This is a genomic window from Streptomyces sp. NPDC103540 (assembly GCF_055584445.1).
In genome coordinates this window covers 791,035-816,012 of record NZ_JBVJMA010000001.1, presented here as the reverse complement: position 1 = coordinate 816,012, position 24,978 = coordinate 791,035, and the positions used below count along the sequence as shown (strand labels likewise).

Below are 24,978 nucleotides of genomic sequence, written 5' to 3'. Positions count from 1 at the left end.
GGGCCGCTCAAGGCTTCCCGAGGTCACGTGTCCCGGCCGGCGGATGCCGGGGACGTCCCCCAAGACCTCCCGAAACATCCACGGGACGTTTCTGGCATCGCCCTATTAGATCCATGACGACCCCGGATGGTTACGTAGTCATCACTGTGATCTGCGTCTCCAGTGAAGAACGTGTGGAGGATCCGGGGAGGCGCGCCACTATCGGAACGAGCGCAACCGCAGGCTGTTCGTCACCACGAAGACCGACGAGAAGGCCATCGCGGCGCCCGCGATCATGGGGTTGAGCAGGCCCGCCGCGGCCAGCGGCAGGGCCGCCAGGTTGTATCCGAAGGCCCAGAACAGGTTGCCCTTGATGGTGGCCAGGGTGCGCCGGGAGAGCCGGATCGCGTCGGCCGCGACCCGCAGGTCACCCCGTACGAGGGTCAGGTCGCCGGCCTCGATGGCCGCGTCGGTGCCGGTGCCCATGGCCAGGCCCAGGTCGGCCTGGGCCAGAGCGGCGGCGTCGTTGACCCCGTCGCCGACCATGGCGACGGTGCGGCCCTCGGCCTGGAGCCGGCGGACCACGTCCACCTTGTCCTCGGGGAGGACCTCGGCGATGACCTCGTCGATGCCCACCTCGCGGGCCACCGTCTCGGCCACGGCCCGGTTGTCACCCGTCAGCAGCACCGGCGTCAGGCCGAGTTCGCGCAGTCGTGCGACGGCCTCGGCGCTGGTCTCCTTGACGGCGTCGGCCACCGTCAGCACCCCGCGGGCCCGTCCGTCCCAGGCGACGAGCACGGCCGTGGCCCCGGCGGCCTCGGCGGCGGCCTTGGCCTCGACGAGCGCGGCGGGCAGGGCGATCTCCCAGTCGGCCAGCAGCCGTTCGCGGCCCACCAGGACCGCGTGTCCCTCGACCACGCCCTGGACTCCGAGTCCGGCGAGGTTCTCGAACGACTCGGGGACGGGCAGTTCCCCGGCGGCCTCGGTCGCCCCGGTCGCGATGGCCCGGGCGATGGGGTGCTCGGAGGCGTGCTCCAGGGCGCCGGCCAGGCGCAGCAGTTCCCTCTCGTCCACGCCCTCGGCGGTGTGCGCGCCCGACAGGGTCATCCGGCCGGTGGTGACGGTGCCGGTCTTGTCCAGGACGACGGTGTCCACGCGGCGGGTGGACTCCAGCACCTCGGGCCCCTTGATCAGGATGCCGAGCTGCGCGCCCCGGCCGGTGCCGACCATCAGCGCGGTCGGGGTGGCCAGGCCCAGGGCGCAGGGGCAGGCGATGATCAGGACGGCCACGGCGGCGGTGAAGGCGGCGGTGGGGTCCTCGGTGACGAGCAGCCAGGTGACCCAGGTGCCGAGCGCGAGCAGCAGCACGATCGGGACGAAGATCCCGGAGATCCGGTCGGCGAGGCGCTGGACCTCGGCCTTGCCGTTCTGCGCGTCCTCGACCATCCGGGCCATGCGGGCGAGTTGCGTGTCGGCGCCGACCCGGCCGGCCTCGACGACCAGGCGTCCTGAGGTGTTGACCGTGGCGCCGGTGACGGGGTCCCCGACGGAGACCTCGACCGGGACGGACTCGCCGGTCAACATGGAGGCGTCCACGGCGGAGCCGCCCTCGACGACGGTGCCGTCGGTGGCGATCTTCTCCCCGGGGCGGATGACGAACCGGTCGCCGACGGCGAGCGCGGAGACGGGGATCCGCACCTCCTTGCCGTCGCGCAGGACGGCGACGTCCTTGGCGCCCAGCTCCAGCAGGGCCTTCAGGGCCGCCCCGGCCTTCCGCTTCGAGCGGGCCTCCAGGTAGCGGCCGAGCAGGATGAAGGTGACGACGCCCGCCGCGACCTCCAGGTAGATGGCGGAGGAGCCGTCCGTGCGGCTGATGGTGAGGTCGAAGCCGTGTCGCATGCCGGGCATGCCCGCGTGGCCGAAGAACAGGGCCCACAGGGACCAGGCGAAGGCGGCCAGCGTGCCCACGGAGACCAGCGTGTCCATGGTCGCGGCGCCGTGTCGGGCGTTGGTCCAGGCGGCCTTGTGGAAGGGGAGGGCGCCCCAGACCACGACGGGGGCCGCCAGCGTCAGCGACAGCCACTGCCAGTTGTCGAACTGGAGGGCGGGGACCATCGCGAGCAGGACGACGGGCAGGGACAGGGCGGCGGACACCAGCAGGCGCTCCCGCGCCGCCGCGAGCACGGGATCGCGCCCGGCCTCGGGCCCGGCGCCGGACGCGGCGGGGTCGGCCGGCTCGGCGACCTCCGGCCGAGGGGGCGGCGGCTCCTCGGCGGTGTAGCCGGTCTTCACGACGGTCGCGATCAGGTCGGCCACCCGGACGTCGCCGCCGTAGGAGACCTGGGCCTTCTCGGTGGCGTAGTTCACCGTCGCGGTGACCCCGTCCATCCGGTTGAGCTTCTTCTCGATGCGGGCCGCGCAGGAGGCGCAGGTCATCCCGCCGATCGAGAGTTCGACCGCCGCTATGGGTCCGTCGTGCACGGTGCTTGTGCTGGTCATGTTCCGGCTCCAGGGGGAGGGCCGGGTCGTACGGGAACCGGTATCAGCCGGCCGGTACGACCCGGCGGGGTGCTGCGGAGAGGAGGGGCTGCTCAGACCTGGCCGACCAGCTCGTACCCGGCCTCGTCCACGGCGGCGCGGACGTCGGCCTCGGTGAGCGGCGCGGCCGATACCACGGTGACCTCGCCGGTGGCGGCGACGGCCTTGACCGAGGTCACGCCCGGCAGGGCGGTCAGCTCGGCGGTCACGGCGCCTTCGCAGTGCCCACAGGTCATCCCCGTCACCTTGTACACGGCGGTGGTCCGGGTGTCCGTCTCGGCGGTCATGTCGTTCTCCTTCATCGGGGGTTCCTCTTCTCCGCAGACTATACCCCTAGGGGGTATCTATGCGAGCTTCCGCGCCGACATTTCGCGTCCGCCCCACTGGACTGGCCGTTATGTCGGAAGTGTAAGTAAATGGCGCGTATGGATCACCCGGTCACCCTCGTCCTGATCATGACCGCCGCCGTCCTCGCCCCGCTGCTCGCCTACGGGGCCTCACGCTGGATCTCGGTGCCGCTGGTGATCTTCGAGATCCTGCTGGGCATCCTGATCGGCCCCGACGTGCTCGGATGGGCGCACTCCTCCGAGGTGGTCGACGTCCTCAGCGAACTCGGCCTCGCCATGTTGATCTTCCTGGCCGGCTACGAGATCCGCTTCGACCGGGTCGGGGGCGACACCCTCAAGCGCGCCGCGTGGTCCTGGCTGATCGCCCTCGTCCTCGGTCTCACCGTCGGCGTGTTGCTCGCCCACGGCGGCGGCTTCGAGAAGGGCGTGTACGTCGGCACCGCCCTCACCAGCACCGCGCTGGGCACGATCCTGCCCGTGCTGCGCGACTCCGGAGACCTCAAGAGCCGCTTCGGCACGGTGATGATGGCCGTCGGCTCCGTCGGCGAGTTCGGCCCGATCATCGCCATGGCGCTGCTGCTCAGCGGCCGGGCGCCGGCCCGCTCGGCCGCGCTGCTGGTGGCCTTCGGCCTGATCACGGCGGGGGCGGTGTACTGGGCCATGCGGCCCAAGCCGCCCTGGTTCGCCCGGGTCATCGCCAAGACCCTGCACAGCAGCGCCCAGTTCGCCGTACGGCTCGTGGTGCTCATGCTGGTGGCGATGCTCGGCCTCGCCCAGGCGATGGGCCTGGACGTGCTGCTCGGGGCCTTCGCGGCCGGCCTGATCACCCGACTGGTGCTGGGCGGGGCGGCGCCCGAGAGCAGCGAGCTGGTGCTCTCGAAGGTCGAGGCCATGGGCTTCGGCTTCCTCGTCCCGCTCTTCTTCGTGGTCACCGGGATCGAGTTCGACCTCGACGCCCTGCTGGCCGGAGGCAGGGTGCTGCTGTTGCTGCCGGTCTTCCTGCTGCTGTTCCTGCTGGTGAGGGGCCTGCCCATCTGGCTCCTCGCCCCGCGCGACCTGGCGCGGGGCGAGCGGGGCGCGCTGACGCTCTGCGGTGCGACGGCGCTGCCGCTGGTCGTGGCCATCACCACGCTCGGTGTGGACGCCGGGACGGTGGAGCCGGGGGAGGCGGCGGCGCTGGTCGGCGCGGGCATGATCTCGGTGCTGGTGTTCCCGCTGGTGGCCCTGCGGCTGCTGGGGCGCACCCGGGCGGACGCGGCCGGGTCGGTGGAGGCCGAGTCCTGGTGAGGGGGCCCATCGGGCGGTGAACCCGGCGGGGCGGGTGATCCCGGCGGGGCGCGTGCCGCGGGAGGGTGGGGGCGGTGTCGGTGGTGGGGGTCGGGGCGGGGCCGGAGGGGCCCCGCCGTCGGCGTACGCGTCACTCCTCGCGGCGGCCCCGGTTGCCGGGGCGGCGGGCCACCCAGGTCCGGATCGTGTCGGCGTACCAGTACGGCTTGCCGCCCTCCACGTGGTCCGGAGCGGGCAGCAGCCCGTGCTTGCGGTAGGAGCGCACCGTGTCCGGCTGCACCCGGATGTGGGCGGCGATCTCCTTGTACGACCACAGCTGTCGGTCGCTCATCCACGACACCTCCTGGTCCACGCCGCCGGGCCGGCCGGGAGGCCGTCGGGGGGAGCCGGCGCGTGGACACTGACGATCACTCGGGTTGTGCCCGGAGAACGACGCTCGGTGACAGTGGGGGAGGGGCTGTCGACCGCCTGTGACGGAAAGCCCGCGTAACGCGGACATGCGTGACACGAGGGCGATGCCTGTGACGGACGCGGCACAGGAGTCCACCAGGGGACCCGGCCACGAAGCGGCCGGGTGGCGGGGGTGGCGGGGCGACCGGGCGGCGGGGCGGCCGGGTGGCGGGGCGGCCGGGCCGCCCCCTCGGTCAGCCCCCGTACAACTCCGGCCGCGCCACCGCCCGCACCTCGGTCCGTACGCCGTCGCGCGCCGCCGCCAGGCCCGCCCGCGACACGGCCGCCGCCGCGTACCCGTCCCAGGCGTCCGGCCCCGCCACCCCGCCGCGGGCCGCCGCGGCCACCCACCGCCGCAGCTGACGGTCGTAGGCGTCCGCGAACCGCGTCGTGAAGTCCTGGGTGATCTCCCCGTAGCGCCGCCCGGCGGAGCGCACCTCCACGCCCCCGCCGCCGTCCCCGATCCGCGCGGTGCCCGACTCGCCGACCGCCTCGCACGTCACCTCGTAGCCGAACCCGCAGTTCACGAAGATCTCCACGTCCACGATCACCCCGCCGGCGGTCTCCAGCAGCACCAGGCGCGGATCGCCCAACCCCTCGGGCGCCGCCGCGGAGGACCGCGGCGCCAGCACGGTCACCGCCGTGATCTCCTCGCCCAGCAGCCACCGGGCGGCGTCCACCTCGTGCACCACGGAATCGCTGATCAACATGTCGCCGGTGAAGAACGCCGGCGAGGAGGCGTTGCGGTGCCGGCAGTGCAGGAACAGCGGGCGACCGAGGGCGCCCGCGTCGAGCACCGCCTTCAGCCGCTCGTACTCCGCGTCGAACCGCCGCATGAAACCGACCTGCACCAGCCGTCGACCCAGCCGGCGCTCCGCCTCCAGGATCCGCAGCGCCCCCTCCGGATCCGGGGTCAGCGGCTTCTCGCACAACACCGGCAGCTCCCGGCGCAGGGCGTGCAGGATCGCCTCCTCGTGCGCGGGGCCGGGCGAGGCGATCAGTACGGCGTCCACCCCGGGCGCCGCTATCGCCGCCGCCGGGTCCGTGAAGGCGCCCGCGCCGTCCAGACCCGCCGCGACCTCCTTGACGCGGTCCCCGTCCGGATCGGCCACGGCCACCACCCGCGCGCCCCCGACGGTGTCGCCGATCCGCCGCACGTGGTCGGCGCCCATCTTCCCGGTGCCGATGACGGCGATGCCGAGCAGGCTCATCTCTCGCTCCTCGTCCTGGGGTTCACAGGGTCGTCCTCACAGGGTTGTCCTCACAGGGTGGTCCTCACCGGGCGCCGCACGAACGGAGCCAGGCGCGGGTGCGCCGCGCGACGGGCAGCGGCCGGTCGGGCGGACACGGGTACATGTCCTGCTCCACGATGGCGAACAGATCCACCCCGAGCCGCTGCGCCGCCGCCAGCACCGGCTCCAGCGCGGGCACCCCGGTCGGCGGCTCGCACATCACCCCGCGCGCCACGGCCGGACCGAAGGGGATCCCCTCGGCCACCACCTCCGCCAGGATCCGCGGGTCCACCTGCTTGAGGTGCAGGTAGCCGATCCGTTCCCCGAACGTCTCGATGGCCTCGACGCTGTCACCGCCGCAGTACGCGTAGTGGCCGGTGTCCAGGCACAGCGACACCAGCTCCGGATCGGTGGCGTCCAGGAGGCGCGCCACGTTGCGCGGGGTGTCGACGTGGGTGTCGGCGTGCGGGTGCACGACGATCCGCAACCCGAACCGCTCCCGCACCTCGCGCCCCAACCGCTCCGTCTGGGAGGCCAGATCGCGCCACTGCCCGGGCGTCAGCTCACGGTCCTCCAGCACCTCGCCCGTCTTGTCGTCCCGCCAGAAGGACGGGATGACCACCAACCGGTCCGCGCCCATGGCCCGCGTCAGCCCGGCGATCCGCGACACGTGCTCCCAGGTCTGCTCCCAGACGGCGGGCCCGTGATGGAGTCCGGTGAAGACGGTGCCGGCGGACACCCGCAGCCCGCGCCGGGCCGTCTCGTCGGCGAGTCGGACGGGATCGGTGGGCAGGTAGCCGTAGGGACCGAGCTCGATCCACTCGTACCCGGCCTCGGCGACCTCGTCGAGGAAGCGCTCCCAGGGCGTCTGCGACGGATCCTCCGGGAACCACACGCCCCAGGAATCCGGAGCCGAACCGACACGGATACGGGTCAACGCGGGCGGGGAGGAGCTCATGGGGCCACCTTAGGGTGCGAGGTTCGAGGGGACGGGGAGGACGAGTGGGAGGAGAACCGGCTGTGACCACCGCGGACGGGCCCGCGTACGGCGGGGACGACCTGTACGACCTGATCACGATGGGGCGGATCGGGGTGGATCTCTACCCGCTGAAGACGGGCGTACCGCTCGCGGAAGCGGACACCTTCGGCAAGTTCCTCGGCGGATCGCCGACGAACGTGGCCGTGGCCGCGGCCCGACTGGGACGGCGTACGGCCGTCATCACCCGCACCGGAGCCGACCCGTTCGGCGCCTACCTGCGGGCCGAGCTGCGCGCCTTCGGCGTCGACGACCGGTGGGCGGGGGAGGTGGCGGGCCTGCCGACCCCCCTCACCTTCTGCGAGGTCTTCCCGCCCGACCACTTCCCGCTGTACTTCTACCGGCGACCCAAGGCTCCCGACCTGGAGATCGGGCCCGACGAGATCGACCTGGAGGCGGTGCGGGCCGCGCGGGTCTTCTGGATGACGGGCACCGGCCTGAGCGTCGAGCCGAGCCGCAGCGCGACCCTGGCCGCGCTCGAGGCGCGCTCGACCTCGGCTCGCGGCGCGATCACCGTCTTCGACCTCGACTGGCGCCCGATGCTGTGGGACGCCGGACAGGAGCCGCGACCCTGGTACGAGCGGGCGTTGGCGCTGGCCAAGGTGGCCGTCGGGAACGTCGAGGAGTGCGCCGTCGCCACCGGCGAGAGCGAGCCGTACGCCGCCGCGCGGGCCCTGCTCGCGGCCGGCGTGGAGCTGGCCGTCGTCAAGCGCGGACCGCTCGGCGTCTTGGCCGCGCACCGGGACGGGACGACGGTGGAGGTGCCGCCCGTGCCGGTCACGGTCGTCAACGGCCTCGGCGCGGGCGACGCCTTCGGGGGCGCGCTGTGCCACGGGCTGCTCGCGGGCTGGGACCTGGAACGGACGCTGCGCCACGCCAACGCGGCCGGGGCCATCGTGGCCTCGCGGCTGGCGTGTTCGACGGCGATGCCGTTCGCGGACGAGGTGGAGGAGGTGTTGGCCGGTGCCGGTGGTGTCTGAGACGGGCATGGAGTTCACCCGGCTGCGGGTGGTGGAGCTCGCGGCGGGGGAGACGTACGCCTTCGCGTGCGGGGAGGCGGAGTGGATCGTGCTCCCGCTCGCGGGGGGCTGTCGGGTCCGCTGCGCGTCGGAGCGGGGGGACCCGCCGGGGTCCCGCGCCGAGGCGGACGCGGAGTTCGACGCGGGGCTCGACGCGGAGTCCGACGCGGAGTCCGACGCGGACTTCGACGTGGAGTTCGAACTGCGCGGGCGGGCCTCGGTGTTCGAGGGTCCCGGGGACTTCGCGTACCTGCCCCGTGACGCCCGGGTCGAGGTCGCCTCCGCCGCCGGCGGTCGCTTCGCCCTGGCCGGCGCCCGCTGCGCGAACCGGCTGCCCGCCCGCTACGGGCCCGCCGCCGGGGTCCCCGTCGAGCTGCGCGGCGCCGGCACCTGCTCGCGCCAGGTCCACAACTTCGCCGCCGCCGACGCCTTCCCCTGCGACCGGCTCATCGCCGTCGAGGTGATCACCCCCGGCGGCAACTGGTCCTCGTACCCGCCCCACAAGCACGACGAGCACCGCCCCGGCGAGGAATCCCGGCTGGAGGAGATCTACTTCTACGAGATCGCCCCGCACGAGGGCGTCCCCGGCCTCGGCTACCAGCGCGTCAGCCCCTCCCCGACCGGCCGGACCGACCTCCTCGCCGAGGTCCGCAGCGGCGACACCGTCCTCATCCCCGACGGCTGGCACGGACCCTCCATCGCCGCCCCCGGCCACGACATGTACTACCTCAACGTCATGGCCGGGCCGCCGGGGACTCCGCGCGAGTGGCTGATCCGCGACCACCCCGACCACGGCTGGATCCGCGACAGCTGGACCGGGCAGGCCGTCGACGCGAGGCTCCCCTTCCCGTCCGGGGTCCCGCACACCGGGACCGGGGCCGGGACCGGGTCCGGCATCGGGAGCGGGCTCGCGACCGGGACGGAGGACGCGTGAGGCTCACCGTCGCCCAGGCCCTCGTACGGTTCCTGGCCGCCCAGTACACCGAGCGCGACGGCCGGCGCATCCGGCTGATCGCCGCCACCTGGGGCATCTTCGGCCACGGCAACGTCGCCGGCATCGGACAGGCCCTCCTGGAGAGCGGCCCCGAGGCCATGCCCTTCCTCCAGGGACGCAACGAGCAGGCCATGGTGCACGCCGCCGTCGGCTACGCCCGCCAGCGCGGGCGCCTGTCCGCGCACGCCGTGACCACCTCCATCGGCCCGGGCGCCACCAACCTCGTGACCGGCGCCGCCCTCGCCACCGTCAACCGCCTCCCCGTCCTCCTGCTGCCCGGCGACACCTTCGCGACCCGCCCCGCCGACCCCGTGCTCCAGCAGCTCGAAGTCCCCCACGGCGGGGACGTGTCCGTCAACGACACCCTGCGGCCCGTGTCCCGCTTCTTCGACCGGATCACCCGCCCCGAGGCCCTGGTCCCCGCGGCGCTCCAGGCGATGCGGGTCCTCACCGACCCCGTGGCCACCGGGGCCGTCACCCTCGCGCTGCCCCAGGACGTCCAGGTCCAGGCGTACGACTGGCCGGCGGAGTTCTTCGCCGACCGGGTGTGGACGGTACGCCGCCCCCGCCCCGACCGCGCCGAACTGGCCGCCGCCGCCGAGGCGGTACGCGCCGCCCGCCGCCCGCTGATCATCGCCGGCGGCGGGATCCGGCACAGCGCCGCGCAGCCGGCCCTCACGGCCTTCGCCGAGGCCACCGGCATCCCGGTGGCCACCACGCAGGCGGGCAAGGGCGTCCTTCCGTACGACCACCCCGCCGAGGTGGGCGGCGTCGGCCACACCGGCACCGCCACAGCCGACGCGCTCGCCCGCGGCGCCGACCTGATCATCGCCGCCGGGACCCGGCTCACCGACTTCACCACCGCCTCCGCGACCCTGTTCCAGAACCCGGCCGTCCGCTTCGTCGGCCTCAACCTGGACCCGTACGACGCCCACAAGCTCGCCGCCCGCCCGCTGGTCGGCGACGCCCGCGAGACCCTGACCGAGCTGCGCGAGGCCGTGGCCGGACACCGGGTGGAGCCCGCGTACGAGGCCGCGTACGCCGCCGGGAAGGCCGACTGGGAGGCGCGCGTCGACCGGGCGTGCGCCGTCCCCGCCGTCGACGAGGACCGACCGCCCACCCAGGCCCAGGTCATCGGCCTGCTCGACGCCCTCGTCGACGGCTCCGACATTCTCGTGAACGCGGCCGGCTCCCTCCCCGGCGACCTGCACAAACTCTGGCGGGCCCGCTCCGTCGACCAGTACCACCTGGAGTACGGCTACTCCTGCATGGGCTACGAGATCCCCGCCGCCATCGGCGTGGCCCTGGCCGCCCCCGACCGGCCCGTGTGGGCGCTGGTCGGCGACGGGACGTACCTGATGAACCCGACCGAGATCGTCACCGCCGTCCAGGAGGGCGTCCCGATCCGCCTCGTCATCCTCGACAACCACGGCTACGCCTCCATCGGAGGCCTGTCGGGCGCGGTGGGCGCCGAGGGCTTCGGCACGGCGTACCGCTTCCGGGGGGCCGACGGCGCGTACACGGGCGCCCCCCTTCCGGTGGACCTGGCCGCCAACGCCGCCTCCCTCGGGATGACCGTCCTGCGCACCCACACCATCGGTGACCTGCGAAAAGCCCTCGCCCAGGCGCGGGAGGCGGACCGTCCCACATGTGTCTACGCGCAGACCCGAACACCCGACACTGTGTCGGGCCCACCCCCGGCACAGGCGTGGTGGGATGTTCCTGTGGCCGAGACCGCGACCCGTGCGTCGGCGGCCCGAGCCCGTGAAGAGTACGACCGGCAAGCCGCGCAGCGACGTCGCCATCTGTGAAGGAGCAGCACAATGAAGACCGTCAACCACTGGATCGGTGGCACGACCGTCGAGGGCGCGTCGGGCAACTACGGCCCGGTCACCGACCCGGCGACCGGTGAGGTCACCACGCAGGTGGCGCTCGCCTCGGTCGAGGAGGTCGACGCGGCGGTACGGGTCGCCAAGGAGGCCTTCCTGTCCTGGGGCCAGTCCTCGCTGGCCGCCCGCACCAAGGTGCTCTTCGCCTACCGCGCGCTGCTGGACGCCAACCGCGACGCCATCGCCGAGCTGATCGTCGCCGAGCACGGCAAGGTCCACTCGGACGCGCTCGGCGAGGTCGCGCGCGGCCTGGAGATCGTCGAGCTGGCCTGTGGCATCACCACGCAGCTCAAGGGCGAGCTGTCCACGTCGGTCTCCAACCGCGTGGACGTCTCCGCCATCCGCCAGCCGCTCGGCGTGGTCGCGGGCATCACCCCGTTCAACTTCCCGGCGATGGTCCCGATGTGGATGTTCCCGCTGGCCGTGGCCTGCGGCAACACCTTCATCCTCAAGCCGAGCGAGAAGGACCCCTCGGCCGCCAACAAGCTGGCCGAGCTGATGACCGAGGCGGGTCTGCCGGCCGGCGTGCTGAACGTCGTCCACGGTGACAAGGTCGCCGTCGACGCCCTCCTCGCCCACCCCGACATCGCCGCCGTCTCCTTCGTCGGCTCCACCCCGATCGCCCGCCACATCCACACCACCGCCTCCGCGAACGGCAAGCGCGTCCAGGCCCTCGGCGGCGCCAAGAACCACATGCTGGTGCTCCCGGACGCCGATCTCGACGCCGCCGCCGACGCGGCCGTCTCCGCCGCCTACGGCTCGGCGGGCGAGCGCTGCATGGCGATCTCCGCCGTCGTGGCCGTCGGCTCCATCGCCGACGAACTCGTCGAGAAGATCCGCGAGCGCGCCGAGAAGATCAAGATCGGCCCCGGCAACGACCCGACCTCCGAGATGGGCCCGCTGATCACCGCCGCCCACCGCGACAAGGTCGCCTCCTACGTCAAGGGCGCCGCCGCACAGGGCGCGGACGTGGTCCTGGACGGCACCGGCTACACCGTCGAGGGCAACGAGAACGGCCACTGGATCGGCCTGTCCCTCCTGGACAACGTCAAGACCGACTCCGACGCCTACCGCGACGAGATCTTCGGCCCGGTGCTGTGCGTGCTGCGCACCGAGACCTACGAGGAGGGCGTCGCGCTCATCAACGCCTCGCCGTTCGGCAACGGCACCGCGATCTTCACCCGTGACGGCGGAGCGGCCCGCCGCTTCCAGCTGGAGATCCAGGCGGGCATGGTCGGCGTCAACGTGCCGATCCCGGTGCCGGTGGGCTACCACTCCTTCGGCGGCTGGAAGGACTCCCTCTTCGGGGACCACCACATCTACGGCAACGACGGCGTCCACTTCTACACCCGGGGCAAGGTCGTCACCACCCGCTGGCCCGACCCGGCCGACGCCCCGGCCGGCGTGGACCTCGGCTTCCCGCGCAACCACTGACCGTCGGCGGCCGACCGTGGCCGCTGTCCGCGAACCCCCGGCCCACCCTCACCGGCCGGGGGTTTTCGCGTGCGGGGCGTGCGGGGCGTGCGGGGCGCGTGCGTTTCGTGGGTCAGGGCGTACGGCGGGTCAGGGCGTACGGGCCGTGCCCGGGGCCGACGGCTCCCGTTCCCGGTCCCTTCCCCGGGGGCCTTTCCCCTCGTGATCGCGTCGACGGCGGCGCAGTGCGCGCAGGGCCAGTCCCGCGCCCGCGAGGACGAGGAGCGTGCCCAGAGCGGCCCACGGCACCGCCAGGAAGTCGGCGGAGGAGGTCGACGTCAGGTCGGGAAGGTCGGCGACGCTCGCGGTGACGCCGACGGTGACCCAGTCGAACTGGGGCCCGTCCGTCCACGGTTCGGTCAGCTCGACGCGTTGCCCGGGCAGCAGCACGAGTTTCGTGTCGCGAGCCGGGCGCTCCCACACCCGCCGCCCGAAGAGGCCCTCGGCGGACAGGGCCACCCGGGGCTCGATGACCACGTTGCCCCGGTTGACCAGGGCGTACGTGACGGTGGTCCGCGCGTCCTTCGTCCACGGCACCAGCGGACCGCCCCGGGTGACGCGTACGTCCTCCACGCTCAGCCCCGGGGTGAGCGGACCCGGCACCCGGAAGTAGAGGCGGGCGCCCACCGAGCGCTTCACCCCGACCTGGACCTTGCCGTCCTGCCGGATGCCCTCGACGGCCGTGTTCAGCGCGACGATCCCGCCGACGTGGTCGCCCGGGGTCGCGTCCGCGGGCACCCGCACGGTGAAGGGGACGTCCTTGCGGCCCTTGGGCGGGACGGTCACCGTCGTCGCGGTCTCGGGCGCCAGGGTGACCCAGGCACCGAGGTCCTTGGGCTTCGTCTCGACCGGCAGCAGTGCGAAGGCGCCGCCCGAGGGCGTGTTCGTCGCGTCGGTGGCGAACACCTGGAACGTCAGTTCCCGGTCGGAGGAGTTCAGGATCGTCACGCTGTCGTCGACGGTCGTCCCGGCGGCCCCCTGGTGGAAGAAGTAGGCGCGGTCGGTCATCGCCGCACCGGCCGGGGGAGTGGGGAAGACCCCCCAGGTGCCGTTGTCGGCGGCCGCGGCGGGGCCGCCGGCGAGGATCGGCGGGACCACGAGCGCGAGCAGGGCGGCGAGCGCGAGCAGGGGAGCGCGGACGGCGGTCGGCAGGGCGCGGAGCGGGGTGCGGAAGCGCATGGGCGGGGTTCTCCGGCGTTCTCCGGGACTCTCCGGGGGGGCGGTGCGGCGGACGGGAGCGGGAAGGTGGCGCGACGCCGGGGCGCCGCGCCACCCGGGACCTGGACCTGGACCTGGACCTGGAATCTCGGCCCGGTGCGGCCCGGTGCGAACCGGTCAGGCGATCGAGAAGGTCACCACCGACTGGTAGGTGTCGGCGAACATGAACGGCGGCAGCTGGATCATCGCCGCGCCGCCCACGGCGAACTCGCCGCCGGTCAGCTCCTCACCCCCGGCCGCCTGCGAGGCGACCTTCATCGGGGTGTCCGTGATGGCGCCCGGGGTGCCCGCGGAGCAGGTGCTCGGGCTGTCGGGGTTGGTGACGGTGCAGGTCGGCTGGATGCCGAGCTGCGCCTTGGCCATCGAGTGACCGGTGGCGGCGTTCAGGAACGGCGTACGGGTCGCCGTCACGTCCCAGCCGAGGCTGCCGCCGCGGAAGTCCTGGACGGTGGCGGCGTTGAACGCGCCGAACACCGACTGGGCCTTGCCGTTGATGGTCACCGAGCCGAAGCTGACGGCCGGCTGGCCGTCCTTCGGGCCGAGGGCCAGCGGGCCGGGCAGCACCTCGATGTCCACCGGGTTCTTCACGCCCGCCTGTTCCTCGACGAACACGAAGGGCTTGGCCGGCGGCACCGAGCCGTCGATCTTGACCGAGTCGGCCTTCTTGGTGATGGTGATGTTGCAGGTGGCGGCCCCGGAGGCGTCCGCCGTGCCGGTGCCGACGTCACCGGTCGCGGTGCCCGCGAGGGCGGCGGAGCAGGTGACGGGTCCGGCCGGGAAGTTGGCTCCGGTGACGGCGACGGCGGTGCCCGCCTTGCCGCTGTTGGGCGTGAGCCGGGTGGTGATCGGGTCCTTCGGGAGGGCCTCGACGGCGACGGAGCCGATGGAGGCGCTGGGCCGGGGGTCCGGCGTACAGGTGGTCGTGTAGATCGTCCCGCCGAGGTCCGCGTCCGTGATCACCTGGTCGATGGTGATCTGGACGGTGGTGCCCTCGGTGCCGTCGGGGATGGTGATCGTGCCGCTGAACGGGGGCGGGTCGGCCTTCTTGCCCGCCTCCTGGTGGCTCTCCACGGGAGGGCTGGTGACCGTCTGGGCGGCGCCGCCGACCAGCAGCTTCGCCTTGATGGTGTTGACCGTGTCGATGGTGAACATCGGGACGACGGGGGTCTCGCCCGGGTCGATGGTGATCGGCACGGTCTGCCCGGCCTTGGCGGTGTCCGGCACCGTGACCGTGAAGTTCTGGGTGCCGTTGGCGCCCGGCTGGGGCGCGGGGGCCACGCACTTCACGGGGACGGGAGTGGTCTTGGTCGCGGCCTGCGCCGTCCCCGTCAGGGCCACGACGCCGCCCGTCAACGCCAGGGAGAGGGCGCCCGCCCCGGCCAGAACTCTTCGTCGGAACGTTGTACTCACTGGGTCGCGACTCCTTCGTCAGACGAACCCCTCCCCCCACCCGCTGTGCGGGGAGGCCGAGCCGGTGCGGATGGCCGTCATTGACGCGTCGCCGTGATGAGAAGTCAATGGCTTGCTTTCGTCCGAAGCGCACACACATTGATGTCCCATCAGAACCGGTCTGATGGGACATCGGATACCGACTGGTCGGTGGGGGTGGGGGTGCTGATCAGGGCGCGGGCGCCGGGGCGGGGGTCGCGGTCGCCGGCGTCGGGGTGGGCGTCGGCGTCGGGGTTGTCGGGGTTGGTGTCGTCACCGGTTGTGGCGCGGGTTCCGGCACCGGTACCGGTTGAGGCGCCGGAACCGGTGCCGGTACCGGTTGCGGTGTCGGGGTCGCCTTCGGGAGGTGCAGGAGCCGGTTCGCCGTGCCCGCCGGGAGGCCGGTGATCCGGTCCGCGACGGCGGAGTCGAGCAGCACCCGGGCCACCTGGTCCGGCGTACGGGCCGTGCCGCCGGCCAACAGGAGCGCGGCGGCCCCCGCCACGTGCGGCGCGGCCATCGAGGTCCCGCTGGCCCGCGCCAGGGCGGTGGCGGAACCCTTCCACGCCGAGGTGACCGACACGCCCGGAGCCGAAAGGTCCACGCAGCGGCCGTGGTTGGAGAACGCCGGACTGTGGTCGGCGGCGTCGGTCGCGCCCACCGTCAGGGCCTGCGGCACGTTCGACGGGGAGCCGACGCAGGCGTCCCTGCCCTCGTTCCCCGCGGCCACGGTGAAGGTGATCCCCGAGGCGACGGCGCGCACGACCGCCGCGTCCATCGACCGGCTGCGGCTGCCGCCCATGCTCATGTTCGCGACGACGGGGCCGGCGCCGCCGGGCCGGCGCGCGCTGCGGGCCACGTCCTTCACCATCCAGTCGATGCCCTTCAGGATGGCCGAAAGGCTCCCGTCGCCCCGACAGTCCGCGACCTTCACCCCGACGAGGGACACGCCCTTCGCGACCCCGTACGTCGCCCCGCCCACCGTCGCCGCGACGTGCGTCCCGTGACCGTTGCAGTCCGCCGACCCCTCCATGAACACCGCGTTGTGGCCGGCGCGGGCACGACCGCCGAACTCCCGGTGGGCGGCGTTGATCCCGGTGTCGATGACGTAGACGGTGACGCCCTCGCCCTTCGAGGCGTACGCGTACGAGCCGTCGAGCGGCAGCTCGCGCTGGTCGAGCCGGTCGAGGGCCCAGGGCGCGGGCCGCTGGTCCGTCGTCGTGCCGGCCACCGACCCGCCCGGGGCGTCGACCTCGCCGTCGGAGATCCGGTAGCGCCCGTCCGGTTCCACCGAGGCCACCCAGGGGTCGGCGGCGAGCGCGGCGGCCCGGTCCGCGGTGGTGCGTACGGCGAAGCCCTGGAGGGCGGTGTCGTAGACCGGACCGACCCGGTCCCCGGCCTCCGCCGCCTCGGCGGCGAGGGCGCGGGTCGGGGCGCGCGGGGTGGTGTCCTTCAGGACGACGACGTAGGAGGCGGTCTCGGTGTCGGCGGCGGTCTCGGCCCGGCCGGTGTGCGGGGGCGCGACGGCGGTCGCCGCGAGGAGGGCGGCGGCCGGGAGCAGCGCGGTCAGTGCGGTCATGCGGCCGATGCTGGGTCAGGCCGTACGGGGGCGCGCGGAGGGTGCGCCGAGTGGCCCCACGACACGCCGCCGAAAGGGGGCGCGCCGGGGCCCGGCCCGGTTACGGCGCGAGGCTCCAGCCCCGCATCGTGAAGACGCCCTCGTCGTGGGCGCCCGCCGCCGCGTAGGTGGCCAGCGCGGCTTCGTTGTCGGTGTCGACGCCGACCCACATGCCGTAACAGCCGCGCGCCGCGGCCTCGTCGGCCAGGGCGAGGGTCAGTGCGCGCCCGATGCCGCGCCGCCGGTACGCCTCGTCGACGGACAGCTCGTAGAGGCACATCTCGGTGCCCTTGTCGGGGTGGGTCATCTCGACGCCGGAGACCATGCCGGCGGGCTCGCCGTCCACGTAGGCGATGAGCATCAGGTGGCCGGGGGATTCGAGGAAGCGCGCGGACCACTCCGGTCGCGCGGGCCCGTCGAACAGTCCTTCCGCGGCCTGGAGTTCGGCGGGGGTGCGGGCGGGGCGGATGTCCATGACGGCGAGCGTAGGCCCATGCCGCCGCCGGTGCGCGGGCCTTCGCTCAGCCGGTCAGGAGGGCGAGGGCGGCGGCGTAACCCCGGGGGGCGGGGAGGTCGTGCAGGAGCCGGCCCGGTGCGGAGGCCGGTTCGGCGGCCGAGCCGACGTACGGTTCGACCACTCCGCGGGCCAGCCCCGTGCCCGTGGCCTTGAGGCAGGCCTCCTTGCGGGCCCACACCCGGGCCAGTGCCGCGGGCCGGTCCGCCGGCGCGAGCGCGGTCAGCTCGGCCGTCTCCGCCGGATGCAGGGTGGGCAGGACGTCGACCACCGCCTCCGCGCTCGGCAGCCCCTCCACGTCGACCCCCACCGGAACCCCGGCGAACGCCAGGTACGCCACGTCCTCGCTGTGCGAGAGCGAGAAGTGCGGCGCACCGCCGGCCACGGCGGGCCGCCCGTGCGGAGCGCCGCAGCACGGGCAGTCCTCCCGGACCAGCTCCACCTCCTGGGGCGCCCGCCCCAGGTAGCCGCCCAGCAGTACGCGCAGCGCCAGGTGGGAGGCGAGGTACGTACGCCGGTCGCCCGCCCGGACGAGCCGTCCGGCCCGCTCCCGCTCCGACGGGTCCAGCAACGCCTCGGCCTCGTCGACCCGATGACCGCCGACCCTGCGCAGGGTGGTGTCCAGCGTCCACACGGTCACGGCGCCACCCGTCGGGCGGGGGCCGACCCGCGGGGCGTCGGCGTCGAGTTCGCGCATGTCAGCGATCATCCGATGAGGGTAGACGAGGCCGGCCGCACCCCGCATACCCTCCCATCGGAGGCGCTCCACACCGCCTCGACCACACCGCACCGAGGGGGACCACCAACCGTGCACAGTGCCGTCGTGACACCGACAGGCGACCGGATCCGCTGGGTCGAACTACCCGGGTCGGAGCCGACCCGCGTCTACCTCCACGGGCTCGGCGCCACCTCGCCCGCCTACTTCGCCGCCTGCGCCGTCCACCCGCTGCTCGCCGGCCGCCGCTCCCTCCTCGTCGACCTGCTCGGCCACGGACTCAGCGACCGCCCCGAGGACTTCGGCTACACCCTGGAGGCCCACGCCGACGCCGTGGCACGGGCGTTGACCGCCGCCCGTGTCGAGGGGGCGGAGGTGATCGCGCACAGCATGGGCGGATCGGTGGCCATCGTGCTGGCCGCCCGCCACCCCCGCCTGGTGTCGCGCCTGGTGCTCGTCGACGCCAACCTGGATCCGATCCCGCCGACCCCCGGTGCCGTCGGCAGCAGCGGTCTCGCCGCCTACACCGAGGAGGAGTTCCTGGCCAGGGGCTGGGCCGAGGTGCGCGACCGGGTCGGCGACCACTGGTGGTCGACGATGCGGTTGACCGGCCGCACCGCGCTGTACCGCAGCGCGGTGCACCTCGCCGCGGGGACGAAGCCCACCCTGCGGGAACTGCTGCTGGAGCTGGAGGTCCCGCGCGGCTACCTGTACCCGAGGGCCGACGGGCCGCTCGAAGGGGCCGAGGCGCTGGAGGCGGCCGGCGTCGTGCTCGTCGCCGTCCCGGACTGCGGGCACAACGTCATGCTCGACAACCCGGAGGGCTTCGCCCGCGCCGCGGCCGACGTCCTCTTTCCCGCTCAGCGTGTCGACGCCCCGGCGACGGCCGGTATTCGGGCTCCCGGGGACGGGGTGCCGTCGGTCCAGGCGTAGACCTTCCTGCCGCGCACGGCGACCTGGTACTGGTAGAAGTCCCGGCACTCGGGCCGTTCCTCGGACCGGGTGTCGCCCGGCCACCAACGCGCGGCCAGGTGTCGGCCGCCGGTCTTGCGCGGCGTCCCGGCCGCGCACTGCGGGCCGTCGAGCGGGGTCTTGCCGAGGGTGAACCGGATCAGCCGGGCGCCGTCATGGGTGCGGACCCGTATACGGACGTCGGTGGCGTCCCTCGGTATCCAACGGGGCAGCGAGAACGTCCGGTCGCCGCGCGCGGACGCGTCGGCGGCGGAGGCGAAGCGGGTGCCCTTCTCCTTCAGGACCCGGTCGGTGAGCAGGTCGGTGACCGGGTTCGGCGGCAGGTTGGGCAGGGCGAAGGCGGCGGTGATCAGGGCTCCGAGGGCGGCGGCGGCGATGACGAGCGGACGGCGGTTCATGGATCCAAGTCTTCGCCTCCGGGGCTGCGCGCGCGTCCCTCCCGGGTATCGAGCTCGGCTCTACCGCAAGTCGCACACGGAGTCATACCTGAGAGGGGTGCCGGCCGCCGCGCCCCCTTCGGAAGGGGGTGACCGGGCCGGACCACCCCGCCCCGGTCCCCGACCGGATCCCGTTCGCGTCCCGCGCGTCGGCCCCGCGAACCGCGAACCGCGAACCGCGAACCGCGAACCGCGACCCGCGTCCCGCGCCGGAAGCCGTGCTCCGACCCGCGACGCGCACGGCGGCGGCGCCGTTATAGGCGCGGTACCGCCCGGGGATATGGCGTGCTCCGAGGGTGAGACCCGACGCCGCACCGGGAGTTGGCCGGGCGGCCCACCCGCCCGCCGTACCGTCCCGGAGGAAATGCCATGCGTCGCCGTCTCGCACCCCTGCTCGCCTCTGCGGCCGCCGCCGGCCTGCTGGCCCTCGCCACCCCCGCGTCGGCGGCCCCGGCCGACAAGCCGCAGGTCCTGAGCGGCTGGACGCAGACCAGCGCGTCGAGCTACAACGCCTGGGTCGCGGCGCGCGGCAACCAGGGCGCCTGGTCCGCGTACGGCTTCGACTGGTCGACGGACTACTGCAGCTCGTCCCCGGACAACCCCTTCGGGTTCCCCTTCCAGACGGCCTGTGCCCGGCACGACTTCGGCTACCGCAACTACAAGCAGGCCGGCACCTTCCCGGCCAACAAGTCCCGCCTGGACGATTCGTTCTACTCGGACCTGAAGCGGGTCTGCTCGCAGTACTCGGGCGTCAAGAAGACCTCCTGCGACAGCACCGCCTGGACGTACTACCAGGCGGTCAAGGCCTTCGGCCTCTCCCCGCAGGACACCCGCACCGCCTGATCGCCCGCACCGTAACCGGCGTCCCCACCGCCCCGACCGCCCCGACCGCCCCGACCGCCCCGACCGCCCCACCGCCCCGATCGTCCCGGTGACCCCCGACCGTTTCCGATCGCCACCGACCGCCGTCCCGCCCGCACCCCCGTCGGGCGGGACGGCCCCGGCGACACGACACGACACGCCGTGGTGCGGCAAGAGGGAGCGGCGGGTCGGCCGAACGGACGCAGTGCCCCGGAGCATGCCGGGAGCGTCCCGGCAGGGACCCCGGAACGTCCCGAAGGGATTCCGTGGGAGGCCTCCGCGGAAGGGAGGTGAGGGAGAGAGAGTGCCCCCGGCAGGACTCGAACCTGCGGCCAAGCGCTTAGAAGGCGCCTGCTCTATCCACTGAGCTACGGGGGCCGGAAGGTGACCGTGGTGGCCTGGAGCCCCTTGGTGGGGGTGGGACTGCGGTCCGTGCCGGGTCAAGGATAGGGCTCCGGTTGCCTTGTCCCGGTTGCTTCACTCGCGTGCCACGATGTGGAGGTTCGGTGAAGCGGTCCCGATAATCGCAGGCAGGTGCGATTCTCGCACCGCTTTTGCGCCGCGCGGCCCTGGGTGTTGTGCACTCGTTATGCCTGCGCCCCACTCGTCCGCCGTGTCCAGGATGTCCTGACGGAGTCGCGGTCGGCGCGCAGAGGGCGTATAAGCTTCAAAAATGGTCCCAAATTGGGCATTCTTCGCATGTGGTGACCTTGGATGTTCGGCCTCAGCTGCTCGATGCCCTGTCCGCCCTGCGCGACCGGGTCGCGTCCGTGCGTCTGCCGCTGCCCCTGCCCGGCGCCCCACGCGCCCGTCAGACCAGAGCCGAGCTGCTCGCGCAGCTCGACGACTACCTGGTCCCCCGGCTCAAGGCGCCCGAGGCGCCGATGCTCGCCGTCGTCGGCGGCTCCACCGGAGCCGGCAAGTCCACCCTGGTCAACTCCCTGGTGGGCCGGCAGGTCAGCGAGGCCGGAGTGCTGCGCCCCACGACGCGCACGCCCGTGCTCGTCTGCCATCCGGATGATCATCACTGGTTCGCCGGGATGCGCATCCTGCCCGACCTGATGCGCGTATGGGCACCCCACGGCGACGACGAACTGCTCCCCCCGCCCAAGAGGAACGCCCCGCGTGGACCCGAGCGCCACGCCGCCACCCGTGAACTGAGGATCGAGACCGTCTCGACCCTCCCGCGCGGTCTGGCCATCCTCGACGCCCCCGACATCGACTCCCTCGTGGTCGAGAACCGGACACTCGCCGCCGAACTCATCTGCGCCGCCGACGTCTGGGTCATGGTCACCACCGCCTCGCGCTACGCCGACGCCGTCCCCTGGCACCTCCTGCGCACCGCGAAGCAGTACCGGGCCACCCTGGTCACCGTCCTCGACCGCGTCCCGCACCAGGTCCTCGCCGAGGTCTCGCGGCAGTACGGGGCCCTGCTCACCCGGGCCGGTCTGGGCGACGTCCCCCGCTTCACCGTGCCGGAACTGCCCGAATCGGCCGGCGGGGGCGGGCTGCTGCCCGCCAGCGCCGTCGCGCCGCTCCTGGCCTGGCTCGGCCACCACGTCCAGGACCCCGCCGCCCGCCAGTACGCCGTCGGCCGCACCGCCCTCGGCGCGCTGGACTCCCTGCGCCGCCGGATGCCCGAACTCGCCTCCGCCGTCGCCGCCCAGTACGCCGCCTCCGTACGGCTGACCTCCGCCGTCGAGGACGCGTACCGCACGGAGGGCAAGCGGGTCCGCAACCGCCTCGACCGGGGCGCCGTCCTCGCCGGCGACGCCCTGACCCGCTGGCGCGGCTACCCCCTCGACACCAGTGCCGACGAACTCCTCGACTCCCTGGCCGAATCCCTCGCCGCGCTGCTCCAGTGCGCCGTCGCCGCCGCCGACGAACGCATCGCCGCGGCCTGGCGCCGGGAGCCCGCCGCCGCGGCCCTGACCCTGCCCGCCCCCGACCGCGAGGCGGCGGAACGTATCGGCATGGCCGTACGGCGCTGGCGGCGCGTGCTGGAGGAACTCGCCGAGGAGGAGGTCGCCCGGCTCGACCGGCAGCCCGCGCCCGACCCCGACGGGGTCGCCGCCCTCCTCGTGGCCGCCCTCCTCGGGGGCAAGCGGGCCCGCCCCGCCGGGGAGAAGCTCGCCGAGCGGATCGGCGTACAGGCCGCCGTACGCCTGCGCGACCGCGGCGGAGAACTCGTCAGCGAACACCTCGACCAGGTGTTGCGCGCCGAACGGGACCGCCGCCTCGCCCCGCTCGAAGCGCTCGAAGTGACACCGGAACCACAGGCCGAACTGATCGCCGCGTTGTCCGTACTGCAGAAGGAGAGGTGACGCGGTGACCGCGCTGACCGACCGCGACCGCACCGACGACCGCTGGGACGACGGACTGATCGCACGCTCACGCCGCCGCGTCGGCCGCAGGGGAGCCCGACGCGGATCCGCCGCCGGGATCGGCTCCGGCGGCCGGAGCGCGATCGACGGCCTCCACGAGGACGACCTCGACGACGCGTCGGACGACGCGTACGCCGACGGCGCCGACGGCCGGGACGACGGCGAGGGCCGTGCCCGCGACGGCCTCGACGGTCTCGACGGCGTCGACGGCCTCGACGACCGTGACGACGACCTCGGTGCGGGCGACGAGGCGCTCGTCCGGGCGGTCTCCGGCGCCGGAAGCGACGGGGGCAAGGCCGTCGCGCCCCCGCTCAGCCCCGAGGCGCAGGCCCTGCGGATCCGCCTCGACGCCCTGCGCCAGCTCGTCGCACTCTCCCGGACCCGCCTCGACGGCAAGACGCTCGCCGAGGCCGGCCGGGTGCTGGACGAAGCGGCCGCCCGCCGGGGCCTGTCCCCGCAGCACACGGTGGTCGCCATCGCCGGGGCCACCGGAAGCGGCAAGTCCACGCTGTTCAACTCACTCGCCGGGGTGCAGATCTCCGAGACCGGACTGCGCCGCCCCACCACCGCCGCGCCGATCGCGTGCAGTTGGTCCGACGGAGCCGCCGGACTGCTCGACCGCCTGGAGATCCCGGGCCGGCTGCGCCGACGCCCCCGCGAGACCTCCGAGGCCGAGGCGCTGCGCGGGATGGTCCTCGTCGACCTGCCCGACCTGGACTCCGCGCTGGGCACCCACCGCGACCACGTCGACCGGGTCCTGGCCCTCGTCGACGCCGTGGTGTGGGTCGTCGACCCGGAGAAGTACGCCGACGCCGTCCTGCACGAGCGCTACCTGCGGCCCCTGGCCGGGCACGCCGAGGTGACCTTCGTCGTCCTCAACCAGGTGGACCGGCTCCCCGGCGAAGCGGCCGACCTGGTCCTGGACGATCTGCGCCGACTGCTCGACGACGACGGCATCGCACTCGGCGAGCACGGCGAACCGGGCGCCACCGTCCTCGGCCTCTCCGCCCTCACCGGCGAGGGCGTCGGGGAACTTCGCGAACTGCTCGGACAGTTCACCCAGGAGAAGGGGGCCGCCACCCGGCGGATCTCCGCGGACGTGGACAAGGCCGCGCTGCGCCTGCGCCCGCTCTACGTCGCCGACGGGCACGCGGGCCCCGAGATCGGCGAGGCCGCGCGCGCCGAATTCGAGGACCGCCTCGCCGAGGCGGTCGGGGCGTACGCGGCCGGACTCGCCGCCGAGCGCGCCTGGCGGCGCAACGCCGGCAAGGCGTGCGGCACCCCCTGGCTGCGGCTGTGGCGCTGGTACGAGAGCCGGCGCGCCCCGCGCACCCTGGCGGGCCTGGCCGCCCTCGCGGCGATCGGCCGCGCCCCGGTGGCCGCCGAGGCGCCGGTGGAGGAGGAGGTCACGGCCCGACAGCGGGTCGAACAGGCCGTACGCCTCGTCGCCGACGAGGCGGCCGTCGGCCTGCCCGAACCCTGGGCGCAGGCCGTACGGGAGACCGCGGTGCGCGGCGCCGAACGACTCCCCGAGGCGCTGGACGACCTCGCGGTCACCCTCGGGGCGGCCGTCGCCGTGCCGACCGCCCGGCCGCCGCGGCCCACGTGGTGGCCGGCGGCGGTGCTGGCGCAGGCGGCCATGACCCTGGTGCAGATCTTCGGCGGGCTGTGGCTGGTCGGCCAGATCGTCGGGGTCCTGGAGCCGAGGCTGCTGCCGCCGGTGCTGTTCATGGTGTCCGGGATCATCGGCGGCCCGCTCGTGGAGTGGGCGTGCTCGATCGCGGCCCGAGGGCCCGCGCGACGCTACGGGCAGGACGCGGAACGCAGGCTGCGCCAGGCGGCGGCGGGCTGCGGGCGGGCCCGCGTGCTGGAGCCGGTCGCGGCGGAGCTGCTGCGCTACCGGGAGGTGCGCGAGCAGTACGCGGCGGTGTCCGCAGGGGGGACGAAGTTGTCCACAACCCGCCAGTAGTCCACAGGCCCGAGCGGGGATCCGGCGCCCGGGCCAGCATGGTTCCACCGCGAGCGGAGGGTCCGCCGCGGCAAGGGACTTGAGGGGGGCGGCCGGGATGAACGACACCCTGGTGACGTTGGTGGGGCACGTGGCGACGCGGATCGACTTCAAGGACGCCTCTCCCGGCGTCACCGCCACCAGTCCCTCGGCACGATTCCGCTTCGCGGTCACGCCGAGGTACTTCGACCGGCGGACGGACACCTGGACGGACGCCCCCACCAGCTTCTACACCGTGTGGGCGCGCCGCGCGCTGGCGCTCAACCTGGCCAGTTCCGTGGCGGTCGGCGAACCCCTCGTGGTCCACGGCCGGTTGAGGGTGCGGGAGGATCCGCCCGACGGCGAAGGGGTGCGCTGGTTCTCGGCCGACATCGACGCGATCGCCGTCGGGCACGACCTGAACCGCGGAACCGCGGCGTTCCGGCGGATGGTCAAGGCGGACACCTCACTGATGAGCCCTCAGAACGCGGCGGTGGTCTGAGTGTTCGATGAAGCTAGGATTCCCCGGTACTCACGGGCACCTGGGCCTTCGGCCCGAAGGGGAAGACTGTGTCGATTGCTGTTCCCGCACCCTCCGCG

At 73.8% G+C, this 24,978-nt stretch carries 21 protein-coding genes and 1 tRNA gene; 10 read left to right on the top strand and 12 right to left on the bottom strand.

Translation table 11 applies throughout. The features are described 5' to 3' along the window. Positions 1-198 precede the first annotated feature (198 nt). Positions 199-2,478 (bottom strand): heavy metal translocating P-type ATPase, encoded by a 2,280-nt coding sequence (locus ACZ6ZI_RS03625; protein WP_469515259.1) that lies wholly within the window; start codon positions 2,476-2,478, stop codon positions 199-201. 92 nt (positions 2,479-2,570) lie between these two features. Further along, a complete protein-coding gene (locus ACZ6ZI_RS03620; protein WP_469515855.1) occupies positions 2,571-2,804 on the bottom strand; it encodes a heavy-metal-associated domain-containing protein in 234 nt (77 codons plus the stop codon). 138 nt (positions 2,805-2,942) lie between these two features. Between ACZ6ZI_RS03620 and ACZ6ZI_RS03615 the strand changes: the two genes are divergently transcribed. Next, the gene (locus ACZ6ZI_RS03615) at positions 2,943-4,151 is read left to right on the top strand and encodes a cation:proton antiporter (protein WP_469515851.1); all 1,209 of its coding nucleotides are present in this window, start codon (positions 2,943-2,945) and stop codon (positions 4,149-4,151) included. A 130-nt stretch (positions 4,152-4,281) separates the two neighbouring features. Here ACZ6ZI_RS03615 and ACZ6ZI_RS03610 read toward each other — a convergent pair whose 3' ends face one another. The 3 genes from ACZ6ZI_RS03610 to ACZ6ZI_RS03600 all read right to left on the bottom strand — a co-directional run bounded on the left by ACZ6ZI_RS03610 (position 4,282) and on the right by ACZ6ZI_RS03600 (position 6,791). Then, a complete protein-coding gene (locus tag ACZ6ZI_RS03610) occupies positions 4,282-4,482 on the bottom strand; it encodes a helix-turn-helix transcriptional regulator (RefSeq protein ID WP_344156417.1) in 201 nt (66 codons plus the stop codon). Between the two features lie 313 nt (positions 4,483-4,795). After that, complete coding sequence (locus ACZ6ZI_RS03605) at positions 4,796-5,812, bottom strand: Gfo/Idh/MocA family protein (protein WP_469515256.1); 1,017 nt, start codon at positions 5,810-5,812, stop codon at positions 4,796-4,798. Between the two features lie 64 nt (positions 5,813-5,876). Then, positions 5,877-6,791, bottom strand: a complete 915-nt coding sequence (locus ACZ6ZI_RS03600) for a sugar phosphate isomerase/epimerase family protein (protein ID WP_363054377.1) — start codon at positions 6,789-6,791, stop codon at positions 5,877-5,879. A gap of 119 nt (positions 6,792-6,910) precedes the next feature. Here ACZ6ZI_RS03600 and iolC point away from each other — a divergent pair, with 119 nt between their 5' ends. Genes iolC through ACZ6ZI_RS03580 form a run of 4 tightly spaced genes read left to right on the top strand, consistent with a single transcriptional unit; the run spans position 6,911 to position 12,205 of the window. Further along, on the top strand, positions 6,911-7,849 hold the full coding sequence (iolC, locus tag ACZ6ZI_RS03595; protein WP_469515848.1) for a 5-dehydro-2-deoxygluconokinase: 939 nt from the start codon (positions 6,911-6,913) through the stop codon (positions 7,847-7,849). Between the two features lie 7 nt (positions 7,850-7,856). Further along, positions 7,857-8,822 (top strand): 5-deoxy-glucuronate isomerase, encoded by a 966-nt coding sequence (iolB, locus tag ACZ6ZI_RS03590; RefSeq protein WP_469515844.1) that lies wholly within the window; start codon positions 7,857-7,859, stop codon positions 8,820-8,822. After that, positions 8,819-10,693: a 3D-(3,5/4)-trihydroxycyclohexane-1,2-dione acylhydrolase (decyclizing) gene (iolD, locus tag ACZ6ZI_RS03585; RefSeq protein ID WP_469515252.1), complete on the top strand. Its 1,875-nt coding sequence runs from the start codon at positions 8,819-8,821 to the stop codon at positions 10,691-10,693. Before iolB ends, iolD begins: the two co-directional genes overlap by 4 nt. 12 nt (positions 10,694-10,705) lie before the next feature. After that, positions 10,706-12,205, top strand: a complete 1,500-nt coding sequence (locus ACZ6ZI_RS03580; protein ID WP_469515249.1) for a CoA-acylating methylmalonate-semialdehyde dehydrogenase — start codon at positions 10,706-10,708, stop codon at positions 12,203-12,205. Positions 12,206-12,334: 129 nt separating this feature from the next. Here the strand turns inward: ACZ6ZI_RS03580 and ACZ6ZI_RS03575 are convergent, their stop codons facing one another. From ACZ6ZI_RS03575 to ACZ6ZI_RS03555, 5 genes are all read right to left on the bottom strand, one after another. Next, the gene (locus ACZ6ZI_RS03575; protein ID WP_469515246.1) at positions 12,335-13,423 is read right to left on the bottom strand and encodes a WxL protein peptidoglycan domain-containing protein; all 1,089 of its coding nucleotides are present in this window, start codon (positions 13,421-13,423) and stop codon (positions 12,335-12,337) included. A gap of 156 nt (positions 13,424-13,579) precedes the next feature. Then, positions 13,580-14,872, bottom strand: a complete 1,293-nt coding sequence (locus ACZ6ZI_RS03570) for a hypothetical protein (RefSeq protein ID WP_469515243.1) — start codon at positions 14,870-14,872, stop codon at positions 13,580-13,582. A 208-nt stretch (positions 14,873-15,080) separates the two neighbouring features. Continuing rightward, positions 15,081-16,469 carry a S8 family peptidase gene (locus ACZ6ZI_RS03565; RefSeq protein WP_469515240.1) on the bottom strand — a complete coding sequence of 463 codons (1,389 nt, stop codon included), beginning with the start codon at positions 16,467-16,469 and terminating at the stop codon, positions 15,081-15,083. Positions 16,470-16,569: 100 nt separating this feature from the next. Next, complete coding sequence (locus ACZ6ZI_RS03560; RefSeq protein ID WP_469515237.1) at positions 16,570-16,983, bottom strand: GNAT family N-acetyltransferase; 414 nt, start codon at positions 16,981-16,983, stop codon at positions 16,570-16,572. Between the two features lie 46 nt (positions 16,984-17,029). Continuing rightward, the gene (locus ACZ6ZI_RS03555; protein ID WP_469515234.1) at positions 17,030-17,731 is read right to left on the bottom strand and encodes a 4'-phosphopantetheinyl transferase family protein; all 702 of its coding nucleotides are present in this window, start codon (positions 17,729-17,731) and stop codon (positions 17,030-17,032) included. 99 nt (positions 17,732-17,830) lie between these two features. Here ACZ6ZI_RS03555 and ACZ6ZI_RS03550 point away from each other — a divergent pair, with 99 nt between their 5' ends. After that, positions 17,831-18,670, top strand: a complete 840-nt coding sequence (locus ACZ6ZI_RS03550) for an alpha/beta fold hydrolase (protein WP_469515231.1) — start codon at positions 17,831-17,833, stop codon at positions 18,668-18,670. On the opposite strand, the gene ACZ6ZI_RS03545 is transcribed toward ACZ6ZI_RS03550, so the two are convergent. Then, positions 18,598-19,107: a hypothetical protein gene (locus tag ACZ6ZI_RS03545; RefSeq protein ID WP_469515228.1), complete on the bottom strand. Its 510-nt coding sequence runs from the start codon at positions 19,105-19,107 to the stop codon at positions 18,598-18,600. The two genes, ACZ6ZI_RS03550 and ACZ6ZI_RS03545, sit on opposite strands and share 73 nt — an antisense overlap. Before the next feature lie 408 nt (positions 19,108-19,515). Here ACZ6ZI_RS03545 and ACZ6ZI_RS03540 point away from each other — a divergent pair, with 408 nt between their 5' ends. Then, positions 19,516-19,989 (top strand): phospholipase, encoded by a 474-nt coding sequence (locus ACZ6ZI_RS03540; protein WP_363054366.1) that lies wholly within the window; start codon positions 19,516-19,518, stop codon positions 19,987-19,989. Positions 19,990-20,312: 323 nt separating this feature from the next. Here the strand turns inward: ACZ6ZI_RS03540 and ACZ6ZI_RS03535 are convergent. Further along, positions 20,313-20,385 (bottom strand) — tRNA-Arg (locus tag ACZ6ZI_RS03535). 332 nt (positions 20,386-20,717) lie between these two features. Between ACZ6ZI_RS03535 and ACZ6ZI_RS03530 the strand changes: the two genes are divergently transcribed. From ACZ6ZI_RS03530 to ACZ6ZI_RS03520, 3 genes are all read left to right on the top strand, one after another. Further along, positions 20,718-22,331, top strand: a complete 1,614-nt coding sequence (locus ACZ6ZI_RS03530; protein ID WP_469515224.1) for a dynamin family protein — start codon at positions 20,718-20,720, stop codon at positions 22,329-22,331. Positions 22,332-22,335: 4 nt separating this feature from the next. Next, positions 22,336-24,360: a GTPase gene (locus ACZ6ZI_RS03525; RefSeq protein ID WP_469515221.1), complete on the top strand. Its 2,025-nt coding sequence runs from the start codon at positions 22,336-22,338 to the stop codon at positions 24,358-24,360. A 97-nt stretch (positions 24,361-24,457) separates the two neighbouring features. Further along, positions 24,458-24,880, top strand: coding sequence for a single-stranded DNA-binding protein (locus ACZ6ZI_RS03520; protein WP_363054363.1), 423 nt, complete (start codon positions 24,458-24,460; stop codon positions 24,878-24,880). Positions 24,881-24,978 lie beyond the last annotated feature (98 nt).